Origin of the sequence: Azospirillum ramasamyi (genome assembly GCF_003233655.1) — a bacterium.
Taxonomy (GTDB): domain Bacteria; phylum Pseudomonadota; class Alphaproteobacteria; order Azospirillales; family Azospirillaceae; genus Azospirillum; species Azospirillum ramasamyi.
On sequence record NZ_CP029829.1, the window covers coordinates 2012936 to 2034917 of the forward strand.

General features: G+C 68.4%; 19 protein-coding genes. 9 read left to right on the top strand and 10 right to left on the bottom strand.

All coding sequences use genetic code 11. The features are described 5' to 3' along the window. Positions 1-22: 22 nt before the first annotated feature. From DM194_RS09385 to DM194_RS09395, 3 genes are all read right to left on the bottom strand, one after another. Positions 23-1168 carry a UDP-3-O-(3-hydroxymyristoyl)glucosamine N-acyltransferase gene (locus DM194_RS09385; RefSeq protein WP_111067072.1) on the bottom strand — a complete coding sequence of 382 codons (1146 nt, stop codon included), beginning with the start codon at positions 1166-1168 and terminating at the stop codon, positions 23-25. 89 nt (positions 1169-1257) lie between these two features. Beyond that, positions 1258-1722 (bottom strand): cupin domain-containing protein, encoded by a 465-nt coding sequence (locus DM194_RS09390; RefSeq protein WP_111067073.1) that lies wholly within the window; start codon positions 1720-1722, stop codon positions 1258-1260. A gap of 90 nt (positions 1723-1812) precedes the next feature. Then, complete coding sequence (locus DM194_RS09395) at positions 1813-2418, bottom strand: OmpA family protein (protein WP_246024170.1); 606 nt, start codon at positions 2416-2418, stop codon at positions 1813-1815. Positions 2419-2560: 142 nt separating this feature from the next. Between DM194_RS09395 and DM194_RS09400 the strand changes: the two genes are divergently transcribed. From DM194_RS09400 to DM194_RS09410, 3 genes are all read left to right on the top strand, one after another. Next, the gene (locus tag DM194_RS09400) at positions 2561-3598 is read left to right on the top strand and encodes a DctP family TRAP transporter solute-binding subunit (protein ID WP_111067075.1); all 1038 of its coding nucleotides are present in this window, start codon (positions 2561-2563) and stop codon (positions 3596-3598) included. A 145-nt stretch (positions 3599-3743) separates the two neighbouring features. Further along, complete coding sequence (locus tag DM194_RS09405; RefSeq protein WP_162629988.1) at positions 3744-4283, top strand: hypothetical protein; 540 nt, start codon at positions 3744-3746, stop codon at positions 4281-4283. Beyond that, complete coding sequence (locus DM194_RS09410) at positions 4280-4774, top strand: hypothetical protein (protein WP_111067077.1); 495 nt, start codon at positions 4280-4282, stop codon at positions 4772-4774. Before DM194_RS09405 ends, DM194_RS09410 begins: the two co-directional genes overlap by 4 nt. A gap of 100 nt (positions 4775-4874) precedes the next feature. Here the strand turns inward: DM194_RS09410 and acs are convergent, their stop codons facing one another. Then, positions 4875-6815, bottom strand: a complete 1941-nt coding sequence (gene acs / locus DM194_RS09415; RefSeq protein WP_111067078.1) for an acetate--CoA ligase — start codon at positions 6813-6815, stop codon at positions 4875-4877. A 412-nt stretch (positions 6816-7227) separates the two neighbouring features. On the opposite strand from acs, the gene DM194_RS09420 reads away from it, so the two are divergent. Beyond that, positions 7228-7452: a hypothetical protein gene (locus DM194_RS09420; RefSeq protein ID WP_111067079.1), complete on the top strand. Its 225-nt coding sequence runs from the start codon at positions 7228-7230 to the stop codon at positions 7450-7452. A gap of 106 nt (positions 7453-7558) precedes the next feature. Here DM194_RS09420 and DM194_RS09425 read toward each other — a convergent pair whose 3' ends face one another. The 4 genes from DM194_RS09425 to DM194_RS09440 form a co-directional block, all read right to left on the bottom strand. Then, a complete protein-coding gene (locus tag DM194_RS09425; protein WP_111067080.1) occupies positions 7559-7978 on the bottom strand; it encodes an EVE domain-containing protein in 420 nt (139 codons plus the stop codon). A gap of 17 nt (positions 7979-7995) precedes the next feature. Beyond that, complete coding sequence (locus DM194_RS09430) at positions 7996-8280, bottom strand: YciI family protein (RefSeq protein ID WP_111067081.1); 285 nt, start codon at positions 8278-8280, stop codon at positions 7996-7998. 86 nt (positions 8281-8366) lie between these two features. Beyond that, complete coding sequence (locus tag DM194_RS09435; protein ID WP_111067082.1) at positions 8367-8996, bottom strand: 3'-5' exonuclease; 630 nt, start codon at positions 8994-8996, stop codon at positions 8367-8369. A gap of 22 nt (positions 8997-9018) precedes the next feature. Then, entirely contained in the window at positions 9019-9621 is a 603-nt protein-coding gene (locus tag DM194_RS09440; protein WP_111067083.1) for an NUDIX domain-containing protein, read from the bottom strand. A 418-nt stretch (positions 9622-10039) separates the two neighbouring features. Between DM194_RS09440 and DM194_RS09445 the strand changes: the two genes are divergently transcribed. Beyond that, the gene (locus tag DM194_RS09445; RefSeq protein WP_246024171.1) at positions 10040-10939 is read left to right on the top strand and encodes an SAM-dependent methyltransferase; all 900 of its coding nucleotides are present in this window, start codon (positions 10040-10042) and stop codon (positions 10937-10939) included. 345 nt (positions 10940-11284) lie between these two features. After that, positions 11285-13972 carry an aconitate hydratase AcnA gene (acnA, locus tag DM194_RS09450; protein WP_111067085.1) on the top strand — a complete coding sequence of 896 codons (2688 nt, stop codon included), beginning with the start codon at positions 11285-11287 and terminating at the stop codon, positions 13970-13972. A 116-nt stretch (positions 13973-14088) separates the two neighbouring features. Here acnA and DM194_RS09455 read toward each other — a convergent pair whose 3' ends face one another. After that, entirely contained in the window at positions 14089-17193 is a 3105-nt protein-coding gene (locus DM194_RS09455; RefSeq protein ID WP_111067086.1) for a PAS domain-containing protein, read from the bottom strand. A 338-nt stretch (positions 17194-17531) separates the two neighbouring features. On the opposite strand from DM194_RS09455, the gene DM194_RS09460 reads away from it, so the two are divergent. Further along, positions 17532-18554, top strand: coding sequence for an amidoligase family protein (locus tag DM194_RS09460; RefSeq protein WP_111067087.1), 1023 nt, complete (start codon positions 17532-17534; stop codon positions 18552-18554). A 14-nt stretch (positions 18555-18568) separates the two neighbouring features. After that, positions 18569-19345, top strand: coding sequence for a gamma-glutamyl-gamma-aminobutyrate hydrolase family protein (locus DM194_RS09465; RefSeq protein ID WP_111067088.1), 777 nt, complete (start codon positions 18569-18571; stop codon positions 19343-19345). A 130-nt stretch (positions 19346-19475) separates the two neighbouring features. Here DM194_RS09465 and DM194_RS09470 read toward each other — a convergent pair whose 3' ends face one another. Continuing rightward, positions 19476-19874, bottom strand: a complete 399-nt coding sequence (locus tag DM194_RS09470) for a hypothetical protein (RefSeq protein ID WP_111067089.1) — start codon at positions 19872-19874, stop codon at positions 19476-19478. A gap of 394 nt (positions 19875-20268) precedes the next feature. Here DM194_RS09470 and DM194_RS09475 point away from each other — a divergent pair, with 394 nt between their 5' ends. Continuing rightward, positions 20269-21912: a phospholipase D-like domain-containing protein gene (locus DM194_RS09475; RefSeq protein ID WP_111067090.1), complete on the top strand. Its 1644-nt coding sequence runs from the start codon at positions 20269-20271 to the stop codon at positions 21910-21912. Positions 21913-21982: the final 70 nt, after the last annotated feature.

Sequence of the window (21982 nt, forward strand, 5' to 3'; positions counted from 1 at the left end):
GCAACCCGAAGCCGGGTTCCGCCTATTCCTGCTGCTCCGCCTTCTCCTCCTCGACCTTCACCGGGCCGCCGTCGATGGCGGTCAGGCGCTTCTTCAGGTCGGAGACATCGGCGTACAGGCGCTTCAGGCGGGCGAGGCCCTTGTATTGTTCGAAGGCGCGGGCGCGCGGCACGGCGGGATAGCCCATCCACACCGACTTGGGCGGGATGTCCATGCCGACGCCGGAATTGGCGGCCACCACCGCGTCGCTGCCGATCTTCACATGGTCGGCGACGCCCACCTTGCCGGCCAGCACCACGCGGTCGCCGATGACCGTGCTGCCGGCGATGCCGACATGGCCGCACAGCATGCAGTTGGTGCCGACCTGGACGTTGTGGCCGATCTGGACGAGGTTGTCGATCTTGGTGCCGTTGCCGATGCGGGTGGCCGTCACCGTGCCGCGGTCGATGGTGGCGCCGGCGCCGACCTCCACGTCGTCGCCCAGGATCACCGTGCCGATGGAGTTCACCCGGCGGATCAGCACGTTGGTGCCGACGACCCGGCCGGTGGTCTTGGCCGATTCGACGCTGCCCGGTTCCGGCGTGACGAAGCTGAAGCCGTCGTTGCCGATGGCGGCGTTCGGATGGATGATGCAGCGCGCGCCCATCTCCACCCGCTCGCCGATGCGGGCGCCGGGATGCAGGAGGCAGCCCTCCCCGATCACCGCGTCGGCACCGACGGTGACATGCGGCAGGACGATGGCGCCGGCCCCGATGCGGGCGCGCGGACCGATATAGGCGAAGGGGGCGATGGAGGCATCCGGCGCCACGACCGCGTCGGGCGCCACATAGGCCTGGGGCGACACCCCCGGCTCGGCATGGACCGGCCTCTCGAAGATGTCGAGCATCCCGGCCATGGCATAGCGCGGGCGCTTCACCACGATGCGGTTCTCGATGCCGGCCGGCACCTCGACCCCTTCGGCGACCACGGCGGCGACCGCCTTGCTGCCGGACAGCAGGGCCAGAAGATCCTTGTCCATCGCCAGCGCCAGATCCTCCGGCCCTTCCGCCTCAGACGGGTGGACGGCGCGGCGGACGGTCAGGGATCCGTCGCCTTCGACCGTCGCGCCCAGCGCTTCGGCGATCTCGGCCAGGGTACGGGGAGATTGGGTCATGGCAGGCTGGGTCATGGGGGAGCACCGGTGTCAAAGTCGTCACGAACCGCCCTGCCGGACGGCGCGGCGGACCCTAACACGGGCGTCCGGCGGATGGCGAGGTATCAGAACGCGGCACCGGCCTGCGCATCCCTCGCCCGACCGCCCTTTGCCCCCGGCCGCAGCCAGCCCTTCACCCTCTCCTTCACCCGCCGCAGCAGCGGCTGGCGCGCCTGGACCGCGTAGTATTTGCGCACCGTCTCCAGGATCTCCCAGGTGCCGGTGAAGCCCATCGGCAGGACCAGCGCGTCGCCGGCCCGGTATTCGCGGGGGCTGCCGCCCTCCGGCGTGATGATGACGCGGCCGGACAGCAGGACGCAGAACTCGTGGTACGGCCAGTCCTTCATCGCCACGATGCCCGGCGTGCATTGCCACACCCCCGACTTGAAGCGGCCGTAATCGCCGTCGAACAGGTTGCGGTGAATCTCCTGCGGCTGGCCGGACAGGATGGCGCCGAAGACCGCGGGCTTGCCGATCTCGTCATCGGCGATGCGGCGGCTTTCGATCGGCACGGGGGTGAAATCGGGCATCGGCTCTCCCGGTCGCGGAGGTGTAGGTACGGGCGGCGCTCCTGCGCAACACCGCAAGTGCCCGAAGGTTCCCGGCAGGACCAAAAAAAATCAGCCGCCCAGATTGACGATCTCCACCCGCCGGTTGGCTGCCGCCTTCGGTTCCTCGGGCAGCAGCAGCTCCCGGGCGCCCATGCCCGACGCCTCCAGCCGGTCGCGGCGGATTTTGTGGTTCGACGCCAGATACTCGACCACCGCCGCCGCCCGCCGCCTGGACAGGGCGAGGTTCGCCCCGTCGCGGCCCACGGCATCGGTGTGGCCGACGATGCGGAAGCGCGTGTCGCCCGCCGCCGCCATCACCGCGGCCACCTTGTCCAGGATCGCCCGCGACTCCGGCTTGATGCGGGTGGAATTGAAGTCGAACTCCACCCGGAAGGCGGCGCGCAGTTCCGGCGCCGGCAGGGCGGCCGGCCCCGGCAGCGGCGGCACCGCCACCGGACCGGGAGGAGCGGCCACGGTCGCCGGCGGCGGAGCGGCGGGGCGCTGCATCGTCACCGGCGGGCAGTTGGGGCCGGTGGTGCCGAGCAGCGCCGCCTGGATCTCGCATTCGCTGGGGTTTGGCCCCATCGGCATGGCCGGGTTGGGCAGCGCTTGGGCGACGGCCGCCACCGGCAGCGTCAGCCAGATGCAGGCGCCGAGCTTCAGGCCGAGTTGCATAACCGCATCACGGCTCCGCCACCGCATGGCCGTATTGTTCGTATCGCGGACGGTCGTATTGCATTGCCCGTGGAACAGTCCTGCGTGCATCTGTACGATCCCGTTCGTGTCTTTCGTATAGGGCGCTTGGGAGGAAACAAGCATGAAATCGCTTAAGGCTCTGCTCGCCGGCATCGCGCTGGCAGCGCTGACGGTTCCCGCCGTTCTGGCCGGTGCCGCGAACGCTGCCGACTACAAGGCGGAGTACAGGCTTTCCACCGTTCTGGGCAAGCCTTTCCCCTGGGGCGTGGGCGGCGACCGCTGGGCCGAACTGGTCAAGGAGAAGACCAATGGCCGCATCAACATCAAGATGTATCCCGGCACCTCGCTGGTGAACGGCGACCAGACCAAGGAATTCACCGCGCTCCGCCAGGGCACCATCGACATGGCGGTCGGCTCCACCATCAACTGGTCGCCGCAGGTGAAGGAACTGAACCTCTTCTCCCTGCCCTTCCTGATGCCCGACCACAAGGCGCTGGACGCCCTGACCCAGGGCGAGGTGGGGAAGAAGCTGTTCGACCTACTCGCCACCAAGGACGTCGTGCCGCTGGCCTGGGGCGAGAACGGCTTCCGCGAGATCTCCAATTCCAAGCGCCCGATCCGCACGCCCGCCGACCTGAAGGGGCTGAAGATCCGCGTCGTCGGCTCGCCGCTCTATCTCGACACCTTCACCGCGCTGGGCGCCAACCCGACGCAGATGAGCTGGGCCGACGCGCAGCCCGCGCTGTCCACCGGCGCCGTCGACGGCCAGGAGAACCCGCTGACCATCTTCGTCGCCGCCAAGCTGGCGACGCTGGGCCAGAAGAACCTGACGCTGTGGGGCTATGTCGCCGATCCGCTGATCTTCGTGGTCAACAAGGAGGTGTGGGCGAGCTGGTCGAAGGAGGACCAGGAGGCCGTGCGCGCCGCCGCCGTGCAGGCCGCGGCCGAAGAGGTCGCCCTCTCCCGCAAGGGCATCACCGCCGACGACGACAGCCTGCTGAAGGACATCGCCGCCCAGGGCGTCGAGGTCGTCCGCCTGACGCCGGAGCAGCAGAAGGCCTTCCAGACCGCCACCCAGCCGGTCTTCGACAAGTGGACCAAGCAGATCGGCCCCGATCTGGTGAAGTCGGCCCAGGCCGCCATCGCCGAGCGGAAGTAAGCGCCTTCTCGCCCGTGTCACGAAAAGCGGCGTCCTGCGGGGCGCCGCTTTTTCATGGCCGCAAAGCACTTGCTTGTGATGCGTGCCTGGACGGATTGCGCTACAACTTCCCCAACTTGCCGGATGGTTTGCGGAGCGGGCGCGGATGACGTCGGAAATGCTGCTGGCGCTGTTCTGCATCGGCGCCACCCTGCTGTTCCTGGCGGTCCGCCGCGGCTTGATCCTTCGCACCGACCGGGAAATCCGCCACGCCGGCGCGACCCTGATGACGGAGCGCGATGCGCTGGAACGTCAGGCCGACGAGCTTGAGGCCATGCAGGCCGGCGTCGACGCGATGAAGGCCAAGCTGGTCGAGCTGTCCACCGACAGGCTGGTCCTCAGCCGCCGCGGCGGCAAGCGAACCGCGGCGTCGCGCCGCTTCATCCACGAGATCGGCCGGCCGGAGCCGGGCCGGAAATGCTTCGTCTTCCGGCTGGCGATGGCGCCCGGCTTCGCCGCCCGGCCCGACGCCAAGGCGGTGGTCCATCCCGCCCTATGGCGCTTCGAGAATGTGGCGCAGGTGTGGGCCGCCGATTTCGCCGCCGCCCAGATGCTGACCCGCAGTATTTTCCATGAAGGCGTCGGCGTGACGGTTTCCGGCGAAGATGCCGAGCAGGACGCCGTTTCAGGAGGCCCCGCGCCATGACCATCCTTTGGGTGCTGGGGGCGGTCGCCAGCCTCGGGGCCGGTGTGGTGGGGGAACGGATCCTCGGCATCCGCGCCCGCCGGCAGTCGCAGAAGCTGGCCGCGCTGAAGGAACGGCTGGACGTCTACGCCAATTACGCCAAGCTCGCCGCCATCCGCCGGGCGGAGACGGAGGAAACGCTGGCCGCCCTGCGCCGCGAGGTGGCGGAGGCGGAGGGCGAGATCCTGTCCCTGCAATCGGCCGCGGCCGATGAGGCCGCGCTCGCGCCGATGGAGTTTTACTCCGTCGACCGCGTCGCCCGTTCCGGCGGCCCGCTGTGGTACGTCGCGGTGGAGGCTCTGGACGCCGCCGCCCCATGGTCGGGCGTGCGCCATTACGCCGTCGCCGCCGAGAGTGCGGAGGACGCGCGCAAGCGGATCGCCGAACGCTATCCTTCGCCCACCGCCTTCGCCATCTCCCCCGCCGCGCAGTTGGTGCTGCCGGAGCGTTGAGGCTCTCACGGTCGGGGAGTGGCCGGCTTCGCTTTCCTCAGCACACCCAAAGGAAAAGGGGCGCCCCAAGCGGAGCGCCCCCTTCCCCGTCACTCTCAGATCAAGCGTTGTTCATGCGGTTGTCGATCAGGTCGGTCACCACGCCCGGATCGGCGAGGGTCGAGGTGTCGCCCAGGCTGTCATGCTCGTTCGCGGCGATCTTGCGCAGGATGCGGCGCATGATCTTGCCCGAACGGGTCTTCGGCAGGCCGGGAGCCCACTGGATCAGGTCGGGCGAGGCGATCGGGCCGATCTCCTTGCGGACCCAGGCGACCAGCTCCTTGCGCAGCTCTTCCGTCGGGGTCTCGCCGGCGTTGAGCGTGACGTAGGCGTAGATGCCCTGGCCCTTCAGGTCGTGCGGATAGCCGACGACCGCGGCCTCGGCGACCTTCGGGTGGGCGACCAGGGCGCTTTCGACCTCGGCGGTGCCCATGCGGTGGCCGGACACGTTGATGACGTCGTCGACGCGGCCGGTGATCCAGTAATAGCCGTCGGCGTCGCGGCGGCAGCCGTCACCGGTGAAGTACTTGCCCGGGAAGGTGGAGAAGTAGGTCTGGACGAAGCGCTCGTGGTCGCCGAACACCGTGCGCATCATGCCGGGCCATGCATCGGCGATGCAGAGGTTGCCCTCGGTCTCGCCTTCCAGGATCTGGCCGTCGTTGTCGACGACGACCGGCTGGACGCCGAAGAACGGCTTGGTCGCCGAACCCGGCTTCTGACCGATGGCGCCGATCAGCGGGGTGATCAGGATGCCGCCGGTCTCCGTCTGCCACCAGGTGTCGACGATCGGACAGCGGGCATCGCCGACGACGTTGTAGTACCACAGCCAGGCTTCCGGGTTGATCGGCTCGCCGACCGAACCCAGGACGCGCAGGGAGGCGCGCGACGTCTTCTTCACCGGGCCCTCACCCTCCCGCATCAGCGACCGGATGGCGGTGGGGGCGGTGTAGAAGATGTTGACCTTGTGCTTGTCGATGACCTGCCAGAAGCGCGAGGAATCCGGATATGTCGGGATGCCTTCGAACATCAGCGTGGTCGCGCCGTTGGCGAGCGGGCCGTAGACGATGTAGCTGTGGCCGGTGACCCAGCCCACGTCGGCCGTGCACCAGTAGACCTCGCCGTCCTTGTAGTCGAAGACATACTGGTGGGTCATCGACGCATAGACGAGATAGCCGCCGGTGGTGTGCAGCACGCCCTTCGGCTTGCCGGTCGAACCGGAGGTGTAGAGGATGAACAGCGGATCCTCGGCGCTCATCTCCTCCGGCGGGCAGTCGGCGGAAACGCTCTCCATCTCCTCATGATACCAGAGGTCGCGGCCCTCGGTCCAAGCGACGTTGCCGCCGGTGTGCTTGACGACCAGCACATGCTTGACCGACGGCGCGCCGGCGACCGCCTTGTCGGCGTTGGCCTTCAGCGGCACCTTGCGGCCGCCGCGCAGGCCCTCGTCGGAGGTGATGACGAAATGGCTGTCGCAGTCGACGATGCGGTCCTTCAGGCTGTCGGGCGAGAAGCCGCCGAAGACGATGGAGTGCACGGCGCCGATGCGGGTGCAGGCCAGCATCGCATAGGCGGCCTCCGGGATCATCGGCAGGTAGATGGTGACGCGGTCGCCCTTCTTGACGCCGTTCTTCTTCAGGACGTTGGCGAGACGGCTGACCTTCTCGTGCAGTTCATTGTAGGTGATCGCCTTGGAAACGCCGGGGTCGTCGCCTTCGAACAGGATGGCGGTCTGGTCGCCGCGGGTGGCCAGGTGGCGGTCGATGCAGTTGGCCGAAACGTTCAGCGTGCCGTCGTAGAACCAGCGGATGTGAACGTCGTCGTTGAAGTTGACGTCCTTCACCTTGCTGTAGGGCTTGATCCAGTCGAGCCGCTTGCCCTGCTCGCCCCAGAAGCCCTCGGGGTCCTTGACCGACTGCTCGTACATGCGGGCATACGCTTCCGCATTCACGTGGGCGGTCGCCGCGATCTCGGGCTTCACCGGAAAGAAGCTGTTGTCGGTCATGAGTGCGATTCCCCCGTAGTGCTTCCGAATTGGCCGGAAGATGTTGCAGGGCGGCGGGCCGCCGCCCGGAATTGAGCGGCATTATCCACACATGTTGCAGGACTAACAAGCAAATCGACCCCCGCGGCCCCCCCGACCAAAGGAGGATTGTGCCCCTGATTTTGCAGCGCAAGACTGTTTCTTCTCCAAGCATACTCCAAGCAGATCAGGGTATGCGGAATCCTGCGCCGTCGAAGACCGCGCGGCGGCGAACATTTGCCGCGACCATCCGCCGCGCCGCAGTGCAAAAACACGCCATGACCATCCTGTAACGGGCCTGTAACGGACGATCCCTTGCTTAACCCGACCTTAACCGGGTGGCGGGTATAGAATTGCTGCATCACGGTAACGATCATCGCCGGCAAGGATCGCAATGCCCAGCACCACGAACGCGGACGATCTTCCCGAAACCGGCGAGCGCAGCGACCGTCTCGCCGGCCTGGCCGACCGCACCAGCCTGACGGCCATCGACGCCACGCTGCGCGCGCTCGGCGTTCCCCCCACCGCCAATTCCGCCTCCAGCGTGGCGGACATCGCCCGGCGCATGAAGCAGGCGACCAACGACTTCCGCGCCGCGATGCAGGACGCGGCGGAGTAGTTCCTTCATCGAGTGCTATGGAGTGCCGGGGTCGGCCCCCACCCGACCTTCCCGCTGGGCGGGGAAGGTCGGGAGGAGGCAGGAATTCAGCCCCAGATCACCCGGCTCAAGCCGGCACCCCAAGCCCCGCCAGATCGCACACCCGCGCCCATTCCTCCTCGCTGACCGGACAGACCGACAGCCGCGACTGGCGGACCAGCGCCATCGACTGCAGCAGGGGATCGGCCTTGATCTGCTTCAGCGTGACGGGCGTCTTCACCGGCATCACCGGGGCCACGTCGACCATGCCGAAGCGGCCGGATTCGTCGCTGGGGTCCGGGTAATAGGTGCGGACGATCTCGACGATACCGACGATCTCGAGCCCTTCGTTGGAGTGATAGAAGAAGGCGCGGTCGCCCACCTCCATCGCCTTCAGATTGTTGGACGCCTGGTAGTTGCGCACCCCGTCCCAATGGGTCCGGCCGTCGGCGACCATGCGGTCCCACGAATATTTGAACGGCTCGGACTTCAGCAGCCAATAGGCCATCGCCGGCACTCTCCCGCTCAGGCCTTGGGGTAGACGCGGCGCCAGGGCCGGATCGTCACGCTGTCGAACAGGCCGGCCTTGGCATAGGGGTCGCCGGCGGCGAAGGCCTGCGCGGCGGCGGCATCGGCGCATTCGACGATCAGCAGGCTGCCGACCATGCCGCTCTGGTCGTCCGACAACAGCGGGCCGCCGGCGAAGATGCGGTCGGCGTTGGCTTCCAGATAGGCCAGATGCTCGGCGCGGTTGGCGGCGCGGACATCGGCGGCACCCGCCTTGTCGACGCAATGGAACATGAACAGCATACGCTTCCCTCCTCCATACGGTGGAGCGGGAGCCTAGCGCAGGGGGCGGCGGCGGGAAAGCGTGGGCTTGCCCCTTCGGCGTTATGTTATGCCACCACGCGCGGGCGCCGCGGCGAGGACCTGCCTCCCTTGCACGGGCTGTAGCCGCCGGGAGTGATGCGGCCGAGGCTGATGCCGGTTCCCTCGATTTCGCCGAAGCCGCGCAGCCCCATTTCCCGCGTCGCGGCCAGCGCGATCCGGCCGCAGGCTTCGGCATCGCTGCCGGCCCGGTGATGGTCGAGCGCGATGCCCAGAAAATCGGCCAGATGGTTCAACCGGTGCGCGCTCAACGTCGGCCAGGCGCGGCGCGCCAGCACGACCGTGCAGAGATAGTCGCAGGCGGGCCAGTCGAGCCCGTAATCGGTCAGGGTGTGGCGCAGAACGCTGAGGTCGAAGGCGGCGTTGTGCGCCAGGATCAGCCGGCCCTGCACCCGCTCGCGCAAGGCCGCCCAAACCTCCGGGAATTCGGGCGCTCCGGCCACGTCCTCCTCCCGGATGCCGTGGATGGCGCTGTTGAAGGAGTTGAATCGCAGTTCGCGCGGTCGGATCAGGTGTTCCTCCGTCCCGGTCACGCGGCCGTTCTCGATCCAGGCGACGCCGATGGAGCAGGCGCTGGTGCGGGTCTCGTTCGCGGTCTCGAAATCGATGGCGACGGCGTGGCCGGAAATGACGGTCATTGATGTCCGCTCTGCAGGCAGGTCAGAGGCGGAGAATTCCGGCGAGATCCTCGGGCAGCGCCTGTTCCGCCGCCAGCACCCGCAGCTTCAGCAGGCTGGCGACCGCCATGGCGTCGGTGATGTCGCCGGCCAGCACCATGTCGATCGCCTCGGCGAAAGGCACGCGGCGGACCGCCAGCACCTCGGTCTCGTCGGGGGCGGATTCGCCCTGCTCCAGGCCCCAGGCGACGAAGGTATAGGCCACCTCGTCGGTGATGCAGTTGGACAGGTGCAGCTTCATCAGCGGCATCCAGCGCCGTGCCGTCAGGCCGGTTTCCTCGCGCAGTTCGCGCGCCGCCGATTCCTGCGGCTCCACCCCCTTGCGCCCGCCGCCTTCCGGTATCTCCCAGCTGTATTGCTTCAGCGGGAACCGGTACTGGCCGACCAGCGTCACCGTGCCGTCGTCGTGGATCGGCACCACGCCGGTGGCGAGGCTGCGGGGATGGACGACGCCGTATATGCCGGGAGCGCCCTTCGGGGTCAGAACCTTATGCTCGACCACCTGCATCCAGGCATTCTCGTACTTCGTCGTGCTGGTCAGCACGGTCCAGGGATTGCCGGTGTTCTCACCGGTTTCGATCGCCACGCGAGGCCCCCTCCGTCGGTTGCGGCCGGAGTATAGGGAGGCAGCTTCGCGGTCGCAATGGCCCCACCTCGACAGGTCACAGACAAAGCCGATAAAATTTTCCAACAATTGGCGGAGTCGAAGTTTAAACCCCTGAATATCGGCTTCTTGACAGCCAAATTGACCGCGCTTACTTCTAAATCGCGACAGCAGAAGTCGCGGCATACTCCGAATGGGTGAGCGATAGCTTGCCCATTCACCTGGAAAGGGCAGCTACGTGGCTCCGCAGCGCAGTCCACAGGATTTGGAGCGGTGGCGAAATCCCGACTGGCGTATCCGTTTGGCCGCCTGGTGGGAGGGGTATGACCTCTCCCGACTGCCCCGCGTCACGAACCGGTCTGCCCTGTGTAACCTGAGGGACGAGCGCAAACACGGGCCGGTGAATGCGGTCGGCGGCGGCCCCGGCCTCTCCGCCCCCTTCCCCACTGCCGTCGATCCGCCTCCATCCGGCCCGGCGGCCGGCGGCAATCCGGAACTGGACCGCTTGTCGTTGATGCAACTCGACCGCCATGGCGAACCCGTCTGGTCGCCGGCACGCAGCGAGGGGGCGCAGCTTCTGTGGGGCCGGGACATGACCGGGCCGGAGGAGGCGGAGTGGATGATCGACTCCGTCCGCTCCTTCGGGCTGAACCCGGCCAAGAGCGTGCTGGACCTGTCGGCCGGCCTCGGCGGCACCGCCCGCGCCCTGGTGGAGAGCTGCGACACCTGGGTGACCGGGCTGGAATCGTCGCCGCTGCTCGCGAGACTGGCGATGGACCGCTCGAAGGCCCTGGGACTGTCGAAGAAGGCGCCGATCGCCCAGTACGACCCGGAGCATTTCAACCAGGCCGGCAGCTTCGACCTCGTCATGGCCGACCGCATCGTCCACCGCGTTCGCGACAAGGAACTGTTCCTGGACCGCGTCGGCGACTGCGTGAAGCGCAAGGGCGGCATCGCCCTGTTCGATTACGTGATCGACGGCGCCCCCGGCTCCTGGGATGCCTGGAACACCTGGCGGGAGGAGGAGCCGATGGAGGTCTATCCCTGGACCGCCACCCGCATGGCGGACGAGTTGACGCAACGCAACCTCGACCTCCGCATTTGCGAGGATCTGACCCTGCTGCACCGCCGCCACATCATCGACCGGGTGCGAAAGCTGGCCGACACGCTGGCCGCCGCCGTACCGCCGGCGCCGGTGCTGGCGGCGCTGAAGCGCGAGCTTGCCCTGTGGTGGGCGCGGCTGCGCGTGCTGGGCAGCGGCCTGCGCTTCGTCCGCTATGTGGCGATGAAGCCCGCTTGAGGCGGCGGAGCAGACCCCTCTAATGCTCATATGAATAAAGAGGGCGTCTCATAAGGCGGCATATGATATTCGATGCATCCCCGTCTAATGCCGCCCCGATGGACAGGCTTTGGGCGACGCTCAACAACCATGCCCATGCTCCCGCTTTCTTCGGGCCAAGCGTTTGATCTGTACAGACCACGCCCTACATCTTGCCTGCATGACGCGCGGGCGCCGTTGCGGCCGTCCCAGTCTTTTGGACGATCTCCAGCGTCCTTTTGACCGTCATCAGCCGGACCGTAACCGAAGCGCCCTCCCAAGCGCCGCTCAAGGCGCATGCCCGACCCAAAGCCAAGGAGGCTTCCCGTGACCACCTTCACCGGTCAGGATTCGCTGAAGACCCGCCGCTCGCTCAGCGCGGGCGGCAAGAGCTACGACTATTTCAGCCTGAAGGCCGCCGAGGAGGCGGGCCTCGGCGATCTGTCGCGGCTGCCGTTCTCGATGAAGGTGCTGCTGGAAAACCTGCTGCGCTTCGAGGACGGGCGCACCGTCTCCGTCGACGACGTGAAGGCGGTGGCCCAATGGCTGGTCGACAAGCGGTCCGACCGTGAAATCGCCTATCGACCGGCGCGGGTGCTGATGCAGGACTTCACCGGCGTGCCGGCGGTCTGCGATCTGGCGGCGATGCGCGAAGCGATGGCGTCGCTGGGCGGCGATCCGGCGAAGATCAACCCGCTGGTGCCGGTCGACCTCGTCATCGACCATTCGGTGATGGTCGATTACTTCGGCGGCAACGACGCCTTCGAGAAGAACGTCGAACTGGAGTTCGAACGCAACCTGGAGCGCTACGCCTTCCTGCGCTGGGGCCAGAAGGCCTTCGACAACTTCCGTGTCGTACCGCCGGGCACCGGCATCTGCCACCAGGTCAACACCGAGTATCTGGCGCAGGTGGTGTGGACCGACAACGACCCGTCGGGCAAGCCGGTGGCCTATCCCGACACTCTGGTCGGCACCGACAGCCACACCACCATGGTCAACGGCCTGTCCGTGCTGGGTTGGGGCGTCGGCGGCATCGAGGCGGAAGCCGCCATGCTGGGCCAGCCGATCTCCATGCTGATCCCGGAGGTCGTCGGCTTCAAGCTGACCGGCCGCCTGAAGGAGGGCACGACGGCCACCGATCTGGTGCTGACCGTCACCCAGATGCTGCGTAAGAAAGGCGTGGTCGGCAAGTTCGTGGAGTTCTTCGGGCCGGGTCTGGACAGCATGACGCTGCCCGACCGCGCCACCATCGGCAACATGGCGCCGGAATACGGCGCCACCTGCGGCATCTTCCCCATCGACGCCGAGACCATCCGCTACCTGACCTTCACCGGCCGCGATCCCGACCGCGTGGCGCTGGTCGAGGCCTATGCCAAGGCCCAGGGCATGTGGCGCGAGCCGGACAGCCCCGATCCGGTCTTCACCGACGTGCTGGAACTGGACATGGGCACGGTCGAGCCGTCGCTGGCCGGGCCGAGGCGTCCGCAGGACCGCGTCGCCCTGTCGGCGTTGGCCCAGGGCTTCGCCCAGGACATGACCGGGATCTACAAGGCCGACGACCCGAAGAAGGCGGTTCCGGTGAAGGGCGCCGACTACAGCCTGGAACAGGGCGCGGTCGTCATCGCCGCCATCACCTCCTGCACCAACACCTCCAACCCGGCGGTGCTGGTCGCCGCCGGCCTGCTGGCCAAGAAGGCGGTGGAAAAGGGGCTGAAGCAGAAGCCGTGGGTCAAGACCTCGCTGGCGCCGGGTTCCCAGGTCGTCACCGACTATCTCGCCAAGGCCGGGCTGCAGCCCTATCTGGACCGCATCGGCTTCAACATCGTCGGCTATGGCTGCACCACCTGCATCGGCAATTCCGGCCCGCTGCCGGAACCGATCGCCGCGGCGGTGGAGGAGGGCAACCTCGTGGTCGGCGCCGTGCTGTCGGGCAACCGCAACTTCGAAGGCCGCGTCAACCCGCACACCCGCGCCAACTACCTGGCCTCGCCGCCGCTGTGCGTCGCCTATGCGCTGGCCGGCAACCTGAACATCGACCTGACGACGGACCCGATCGGCGAGGGCACCGACGGCCCGGTCTATCTGAAGGACGTCTGGCCGACCAACCGCGAGGTACAGGACGCCATCGACGCCTCGCTGACCGCGGACATGTTCCGCAGCCGCTATTCCGACGTGTTCAAGGGGCCCGAGCAGTGGCAGGCCATCGCCACGGCGGAGGGCCAGACCTACCAGTGGCAGGAGGGCTCCACCTATGTGAAGCTGCCGCCCTTCTTCAGCGGCCTGACCAGGACGCTGGAGCCGGTGTCGGATGTGCGGGGCGCGCGGGTGTTGGCGGTGCTGGGCGATTCGATCACCACCGACCACATCTCCCCCGCCGGCTCGATCAAGCGGACCAGCCCGGCCGGCGAGTATCTGCTGAGCCATCAGGTCCGTCCGCAGGACTTCAACAGCTACGGCGCCCGCCGCGGCAACCATGAAGTCATGATGCGCGGCACCTTCGCCAACATCCGCATCCGCAACGAGCTGATCCCCGGCGTGGAGGGCGGCGAGACGAAGCATTATCCGTCGGGCGAACAGCTGCCGATCTACACAGCCGCCATGCGCTACGCCGACGAGGGCGTGCCGCTGGTGGTGGTCGCCGGCAAGGAATACGGCACGGGGTCGAGCCGCGACTGGGCGGCGAAGGGCACCCGGCTGCTGGGCATCCGCGCGGTGATCGCCGAGAGCTTCGAGCGCATCCACCGCTCCAACCTCGTCGGCATGGGCATCCTGCCCCTGCAGTTCAAGGACGGCCTCACCCGCGCCGACCTGAAGCTGGACGGGTCGGAGACCTTCGACATCGCCGGCATCGAACAGGATCTTCGCCCGCGCAAGGACGTCACCCTGACCCTGACCCGCGCCGACGGCAAGGTCGAGACCTACCCGCTCCTGCTGCGCATCGATACGGTGGACGAGGTGGAGTATTACAGGAACGGCGGCGTGCTGAACTTCGTCCTGCGGAATCTGGCGAAGTAACGGGATCGCAACCTGAATAAGGAAAGGGCCGCTTCCCGGTGTGGGGAGCGGCCCTTTTTCCTGGCGAATGCAGTCGCCTCGATGCGCGGGTGGAGGCTATCGCCTCCGCGTGCGCCTCATGCCGCCCCGGCGCTCGCCATCATGCGGCGGAGGTCGTTGGGGAAGACCGGCTTGTGCAGCAGGCGGAAGCCGCGGCGCTCGGCCTCTTCCTGGCGTTCGGAGCTGGTGTCGCCGGTCAGGATGATGCCGGGAACGGTCCGCCCCATCATGGCCTGGACCGCGACAACCGCCTCCGGGCCGGTGCGGCCCTGCTGGAGCTGGTAGTCGGCCAGCACGATCTGCGGGCAGCGTCCGTCGGCGCGCAGCCGCTCCAGCGCCTGATCGCCCGACTTGGCGGTCAGCACGTCATAGCCCCAGCCCTCCAGGATCGCCTTCAGGCCGAGCAGGATGATCGCCTCGTCGTCGATCACCAGAACCATGCCCTTGGCATCCGTTCCCGGACCGGGCGTGACCGCCGTCTTGACCGCAATGTCGCCACCACGTCCACCCGTCGCCACCCTGCCCTTGCCGCCGCCGAACGCGCTGGCGATGGCGCTGATCGCCTGCCCGCGGTCGTTGGCGGCGGCGTCGGCCGCATCGTTGGCGGCGGCGGAGCGGCGGGCCAGCGTCGCCGCGGCGGCGGCCGTGCCGATGGCGGGACGGGCATTGCCCAGGATCACCCGCGGCAGTTCCACCGTGAAGACCGAGCCCCTGCCCTCCCACGACCGCACCGTCACCGGATGGCCGAGCAGCCGCGACAGCCGCTTGACGATGGCCAGCCCCAGCCCCAGGCCGCGCTCGCTGCGCTCGCCGAGCTGGGTGAACTCCTCGAAGATGTCCTCCAGCCGCTCGGCGGGGATGCCGGCGCCGGTGTCCCAGACCTCCACCCGCATGCCCGACGGCGTGCGGCGGCAGCCCAGCAGCACCTTGCCGCTGGCGGTGTAGCGCAGGGCGTTCTCCACCAGATTGCGCAGGATGCGCTCCAGATGGGCCGGGTCGGTGCGCACCCAGGCGCGGGTCGGCACGGCGCGCAGTTCCAGCCCCTTCTGGGCGGCGCGCGGGCCGTATTCGGCGACCAGCCGGCCGAGCATCTGGTTCAGCCGCACCTCGACCGGGGTGGCGACGATCTTGCCGGATTCCAGACGAGACATGTCGAGCAGGCCGTCCAGCAGGGTCTTCAGCGTGTCCAATCCCTGGCGGATGTTGTCCAGGATCGGCAGGGCCGGGTGCCCCTGCAGCCGGTCGCTCAGCGCCGCGGTGAAGAGGTAGAGCGACTGGACCGGCTGGCGCAGGTCGTGGCTGGCGGCGGCCAGGAACTTCGACTTGCCTTCGTTGGCAAGGTCGGCCTCCTCCCGCGCCCGCTGCAGTTCGGCCTCGGCCTTCTTGCGGTCGGTGACCTCGACGGCGGCGCAGGTGACGCCTTCCACCCGGCCGGAGGGATCGCGCAGCGGATCGACGGTCAGGTCGAAGAATCGCTCCTCGCCCTTCAAGCGGATGCGGACCTCCTCCCGCGCGCCGACGCCGCTCTCCATCACGCGGCGCTTCAGCGCCATCAGGTTGTCGACCTCCTCGCCGGGGTCGAACAGGTCGGCATCGGTGCGGCCGTTGAGCGTCTCCGGCGTGAAGCCCAGCAATTCGGAATGGGACCAGGTGTAGCGCAGGTCGCGGTCCTGGTTGAACACCGCCACGCCCGAATTGCGCAACCCGGTGCGCACGCGCTCCTCGGCGACGCGCAGGGCCTCCTCGGTGCGCTTGCGCTCGGTGATGTCGATGCCCGACGCGATCAGGTGGGTGACATGGCCATCGGCATCGACCATCGGCGTCAGGTTGACGTCGACGGTCACCTCGCGCCCATCGCCCATCCGCAGCCCGGAGTCGAAGCGGGAGGAGCGGCCGTGCGCGCCCAGCGCCAGCGCCTGGCGCAGCCGTTCACGCCCGGACTCGTCGAAGGACAGCCAACAGATCTCGTCGAAGGAGCGGCCGACGATGCGGGCGGGCGGCAGCCCGGCGGCATCGGCGGCGGCACGGTTGACCTGGGCCACCGCGCCGTCCGGCGTCAGCACGCCGACATAGGCCGGCAGCGCGTCCAGAACCGCGCGGATGTGGCTTTCCGACTGGCGCAGCGCCGCCTCGCGCGCTTCCAGCCGGTCGGCCATCATGTCGAAGGCATGGCCGAGCTGACCGATCTCCGACGAGCGGTCGGACAGCTTCACGCGGGTGGCGGTCTTGCCCTCGCTCCAGTCGCGGGCGGCACGGACCAGCGCGTCGACCGGGCGGCGGATGAACAGGGTGCCGCCGATCCAGGCCGCGGCGGCGGCGACCAGGAAGCCCGACAGGGTCATCAGCAGCCCGTCGCGGGTGGCGCGGTCCACCGCCCCCATCGCGGCGCCGCGGTCGACGCCGACGCTGATGAACAGGTCGCGGATTCCGGCGGTGGGCGGCGAGAAGGCCAGGATGCGGGAGACGCCGTCGGTTCCCGACAGCATCGTCACACCCGAATCAGTCTCCGACAGCAGCGGCAGGTAGTTGTCCGGCAGCCGCTCGCCCACGCGGCCCTGGGTGTCCGACAGCTTTACCAGGACGGTGCCGGACCGGTCGGCGACGGTCAGGGCGGTGTTCTCCGGCATCGGGCGGGTGGCGAAGATGGCGGTCAGCTGCGGCAGGTCGAGCGACAGGGCAATCACCCCGGCCCGCTTGCCCTCGGCGTCGGTGTAGGGGACCGCGACCGGAAGCTCGCCGTCGGCGGCGCCGGAATGGGTGATCGTCCATTCGCCGACGACGAAACGGCCCTGGGCCATAGCCCGGCGGAAATGCGGCTGGGAGGCCAGGGAGGAGCCGATGCGCGACGGGTCGGCGCTGCACGTGATGCGTCCGCCGGCATCGGTGACCGACAGGGTGCGGTAGTCGGCGGAACGGGCGGACAGCCGCTCCAGATATGATTGGCAGCCGGCGACCTCGCCCCCGCGCAGGAAGGGGGCCTCCGTCACCGCCGTGACCATCAGCCGGGCGCTTTCCAGGATGCGGGCATTTTCGCTCTCCACCTGGGTCAGCAGCCGTTCGGCCTGGAGGGTGACCTCCGCCTCGCGCTCCGCCCGCTGGTCGAGCACGCTGTAGATCTGGATTCCGATCGCCGGCAGGACCGCGAGCAGGACCAGGATGAAGAGGCGTGCCAGAAGGGTCATGGCGTAGACGAGGCTCCCACCGCGAATCCGACCGGATGGCGCATCGCGCGCGCCGCCGTGCCGCTTGCCTATCGCTAACGCACTTATGGTTAAGCGGTCGTTAATTTAGACAAAAATTGGATAGAATGGGTCAAATGTTCTGAGACAATCGAAAGAATCATCTCAAAGAATGCCGGTTGGTTAGCCGCATTTGCATAAAAATCCAGAGCTTACCCCCAACGAGTGATTACGGCCAAAAGAGGTATGCCGTTTCTACGACCTGAAACCCCCATTCAAGGGTGGATCTGGATTTCCGACATGCGGGAACAGCAAGGGGAATCGGGTGTTGATGGCTTGCAATGACCCATCCCTTCTTCCTCCCCCCGCATCGCAACACCCCCCAGGGCACACCGCGCCGCGTCGGGGTGGAACTTGAATTCGCCGACCTGGACGCGCCGTCGGCCGCGTCCTGCGTGCGCGAGTTGTTCGGAGGGACGGTCACCGTCGAGGACCCGCACAGATGTCTGGTGAGCGGCACCAGCCTGGGCGACTTCACGGTGGAACTGGACATGCGCTCCGCCCATCCCGGCAAGGGAGGGTCCAAGGTGCTGGACCCCTTGCGTCCGATCTGGGGCAACATCGGCAGTCTGGTGATGCCGTTCGAAATCGCCGCCCCGCCGGTGACGGTGGAGCAGATGCCGGACCTGGAAAGACTGGTCGCCTGCCTGCGCGACCGCGGCGCCGCCGGGACGGAGGCCAGCCCGCTGTTCGCCTTCGGCCTGCATTTCAATCCGGAGGTGGCGCGGACGGACGGCGACTATGTGCTGGACCACCTGAAGGCCTTCCTGATCCTGGCGCCCTGGCTGCGGCGGGAGATCCGCGTCGATCCGACCCGCCGCCTGTCCGGCTTCATCGCCGCCTTCCCCGTTCCTTATGCCGCCAAGCTCGCCGATCCGGCCTATCGCCCCGATCTGGGCGGGTTGATCGACGATTATCTGGCCGACAACCCCAGCCGCAACCGCGAGTTGGACCTGTTTCCGCTCTTCGCCCATCTCGCCCCCGATCGCCTGGCGAAGGCGATGGAGGATCCGCATGTCCGCCCGCGTCCGACCTTCCACTATCGGCTGCCCAACGCGCGGCTGAGCGATCCGGACTGGTCGCTCGCCGCCGACTGGAACCGCTGGGTGGCGGTGGAGCGGCTGGCGTCGGACCGCGCCTTGCTGGACGGGCTGGGCGCCGAGTTCATGCAGATGGCCGCCACCCAGGCGCCCGATCGCTGGGCCGAGCGGATCGACGGCTTCCTGGCCGCGAACCCCACGATCCATGGCCTTTCCGGTGAGGAGAACGGCGCCGCGGACGGCACCCTGCGGCAGGCCGGCTGAAAAGGGAGCGTGCCATGGCAGCCGTCATCGGAAGATCCCGGCCGCTGGTCGGCATCACCGCCTCCGTCCATGGCAGCCGCATCGCCGCCATGGCCAACCGCCTTGCCCTGTGGCGGGCCGGCGCCACGTCGGTCCGCATCACGGCCGAGGCGCCCTTCCCCATCGACCGGCTGGACGCGCTGGTGGTCGGCGGCGGCGACGACATCGACGCGTCGCTCTACGGCGAATCCGCCCGGCCGCAAATCCGCATTGATCCCGACCGCGACCGGCTGGAGATGCGTGCGCTGGACTGCGCAGCGAAGCTCGGCCTGCCGGTGCTGGGCATCTGCCGCGGCTCGCAGATGATCAACGTCCACCGCGGCGGCTCGCTGCACGTCGACATCCACGAGGTGTACGAGGAAGCGCCGCACATGCGCACCGTTCTGCCGCGCAAGCGCATCCGCATCGAGCCCGACAGCCGGCTCTATTGCATCCTCGGCATCGCCGAATGCCGGGTGAACGCCCTGCACCACCAGTCGGTGGACCGCGTCGGCGACGGTCTGCGCGTCGTCGCCCGCGAGCGCGCCGGCATCGTCCAGGGCATCGAGGCGCCGGACGAACCCTTCATGATCGGCGTGCAGTGGCACCCGGAATATCTGGTGACGGACAGCCGCCAGCAGGGCCTGTTCCGCCGTCTGGTCGCCACCGCCATGGGCGTCGCCCCGCTGGACGACATCGCCGGAACCTGCCAGACCGACGCCGATCCTGCCGAAGCCCCAACCATGCAGCGGCCCGCGCGGGCGCGGGGGTAAACGGGGAGCGGTAGGTTTCCAGCCGCTTCCGCGCCATCCCCTTTCAAGATGCTCCGGCCCAAAACGGACACGGGCGCCGCCGGAGGGTAAGCTCCGGGGCGCCCGCGCCGTGTTGGCCGCTAAGCGGAGGTTACTGGCTGCCGCCGCCCTGGTCCGGGCCGCAGTTCGGGGTGCCCGGCGGGCAGTGGGTGCCCGTGGCGGTCTGGTTGTCGCGCGGGATGTTGCTGCCGGTGTTGTTGCCCATGCCCGACGGCGCGGTGGTCACGCCCGGCGTGGACGAGCCGGACATGCTGCCGCTGGAGGTGCCGGTCGAACCCGAGGTGCCCGGAGCGTTCATCGGGCCGTTGGTGGCCGAGCCGGCCGACGGCGAGGTGGTGGCGCCCGGCGTGGTGCGGACGACGCCGTCCGAACCGGTGTAGCTGGAGGTGCCGCTGGTCGAACCCTGCGGAACTTGCGTGCCCGTCTGGGCAAGCGCCGGAGTGGCCATCAGGAGAACCGCCGAAACGGCGCCGATCATCAGGTTACGCATCCTCGAACTCCTTGCATGGTGGCAACGCCTCGCAGTTGGGCGTCTTTCGGATCGGGGCGAATGGCGAACCCTGCATCGCGTGCCGCGTCGGCGTCGCGCTTGCCGGCCGGGCCATCGCCTCCTTCACCGGGTTCAACAGAGCAATCCGGCCATGGTTTCGGTGGTCGAATGCGCTTTTTTCAAAAATCAGCGGCAAAAGCGTTCCCGCGGAACCTCATTCGGCAAGATCCCGACGCACCGGACCGGCGGCGGGAACAACCGGCCCGCGCCGGGGTTCAAGCCGCGAGGCGGACAGTGTGCCGGGCAGCCAGCCGGACGATTTCCATGCGTATCCGCCTTTGATGCGTTTCCGCCTGCCATGCGTTTCCGCTGCGCCCGGAGTCGATTTTCCCCGATGAAGCTCAATCCTTCCGCCACGCCGGTCCTTGTCCCTCATCCCGCAGCCGGCCCGGTGCTGCGGTCCGGCGTCACCTGCTGGCGGACGGAGCGGGCCGGGCGAGTGGCGGTTCTGGTCGACGGCGCCGATTATTTCGTCGCCGCCCGCGCCGCGATGGAAAAGGCACAGCATTCGATCCTGCTGATCGGCTGGGACGTCGATCCGCGCATGCGGCTCGATCCCCACAGCCCGGAAACGCTCGGCCGCTTCCTGGCCCGGCTGGTGCGGTCGCGCCCCGGCCTGCATGTGCGGGCGCTGAAATGGGACATGCCCTTCCCCATCGCGCTCGATCACCCGCATGAGCCGCTGGAGCGCTTGGACCGCAACACCGGCCGCCGGCTGAACGCCCGGCTGGACGGGGAACTGCCGGTCGGCGCCGCCCAGCACCAGAAGATCCTGGTGATCGACGACGCGCTCGCCTTCTGCGGCGGCATCGACTTCTCCTTCGACCGCTGGGACACGTCGGAGCATCGCGACGACGACCCGCGCCGCCTCGGCCCGGATGGCGAGCCCTACAGCCCCCGCCACGACGTGATGATGATGGTCGACGGCGACGCCGCCCGCGCGCTGGCGGATCTGGCGCGGGAGCGTTGGCGCTGCGCCACCGGCGAGGCGCTGGAACCCTGCCCGCCGCCAAGCCGGGCTCCCTCGGCCCATGATCCCTCGGCCCATGATCCCTCGGGCCACGACCCCTGGCCCGACTGCCCGCTGCGCGACTGCTCCCACCCGGTGCTGACCGATGCCGTGATCGGCGTGTCACGCACCGTGCCGGCGACCGAGGACAAACCGGCGATCCGCGAGAGCGAGGCGCTGACCTTCGCCGCCATCGCCGCGGCGGAGCGGACCATCTATCTGGAAAGCCAGTATTTCGCCTCCGCCCGCATCGCCAGCGCGCTGGCCCGCCGGCTGGCCGAGCCCGATGGGCCGGAGGTGGTGGTGGTGGTGTCGATGGAAAGCCCGAGCTGGTTCGACCGGATGGCGATGGACACCTCGCGGGCGGTCGCCCTGCGCTGCCTGCGCGAGGCCGACCGCTTCGGCCGCCTGCGCGCCATGACCCCGGTGACGGCACAGGGGGCGCCGGTGATCGTCCATTCCAAGGTGGTGGCGGTGGACGGCCGGCTGCTGCGCATCGGCTCATCCAACCTGAACAACCGCTCGATGGGCTACGATTCCGAATGCGACCTGACCATCGAGGCGCCGGAGGACGGTCCCGAGCGCGACCGGGCGGCCGACGCCATCACCGGCGTGCGCAACCGTCTGTTGGCCGAGCATATGGGCATCGACCAGGAGCGGTTGGAGGCCGAATTGCGGGAGACGGGAAGCCTGGTCGCCGCCATCGACCGCCTGTGCCGGCACTCCGGCCGCCGTCTGGTGGACCTTCCCGCCACCGATCCCAGCCTGACCGATCAGGCCTTCGCCGCCCTGCGCATCGCCGATCCCGACGACCCGGACGAGGCCTGGGCCCCTTGGAAGCGCCTGCCCGCCCCGCCGCGCTCCGCCTTGCGCGTGGCCGCCGCGGCGCTGCTGACCGTGGGTCTGGCCGCCGGCGCCTGGGGGGTGGTGCGGGCGGCGCGGAAGGAGGAGCGCAGCCGGCAGGGATAGCTGTCGGCAGGGCAACTTTCGTCGCCACGGTCGAAATCCCCCGTCCCGCTCGCGTGGGAAAGGGGATTTC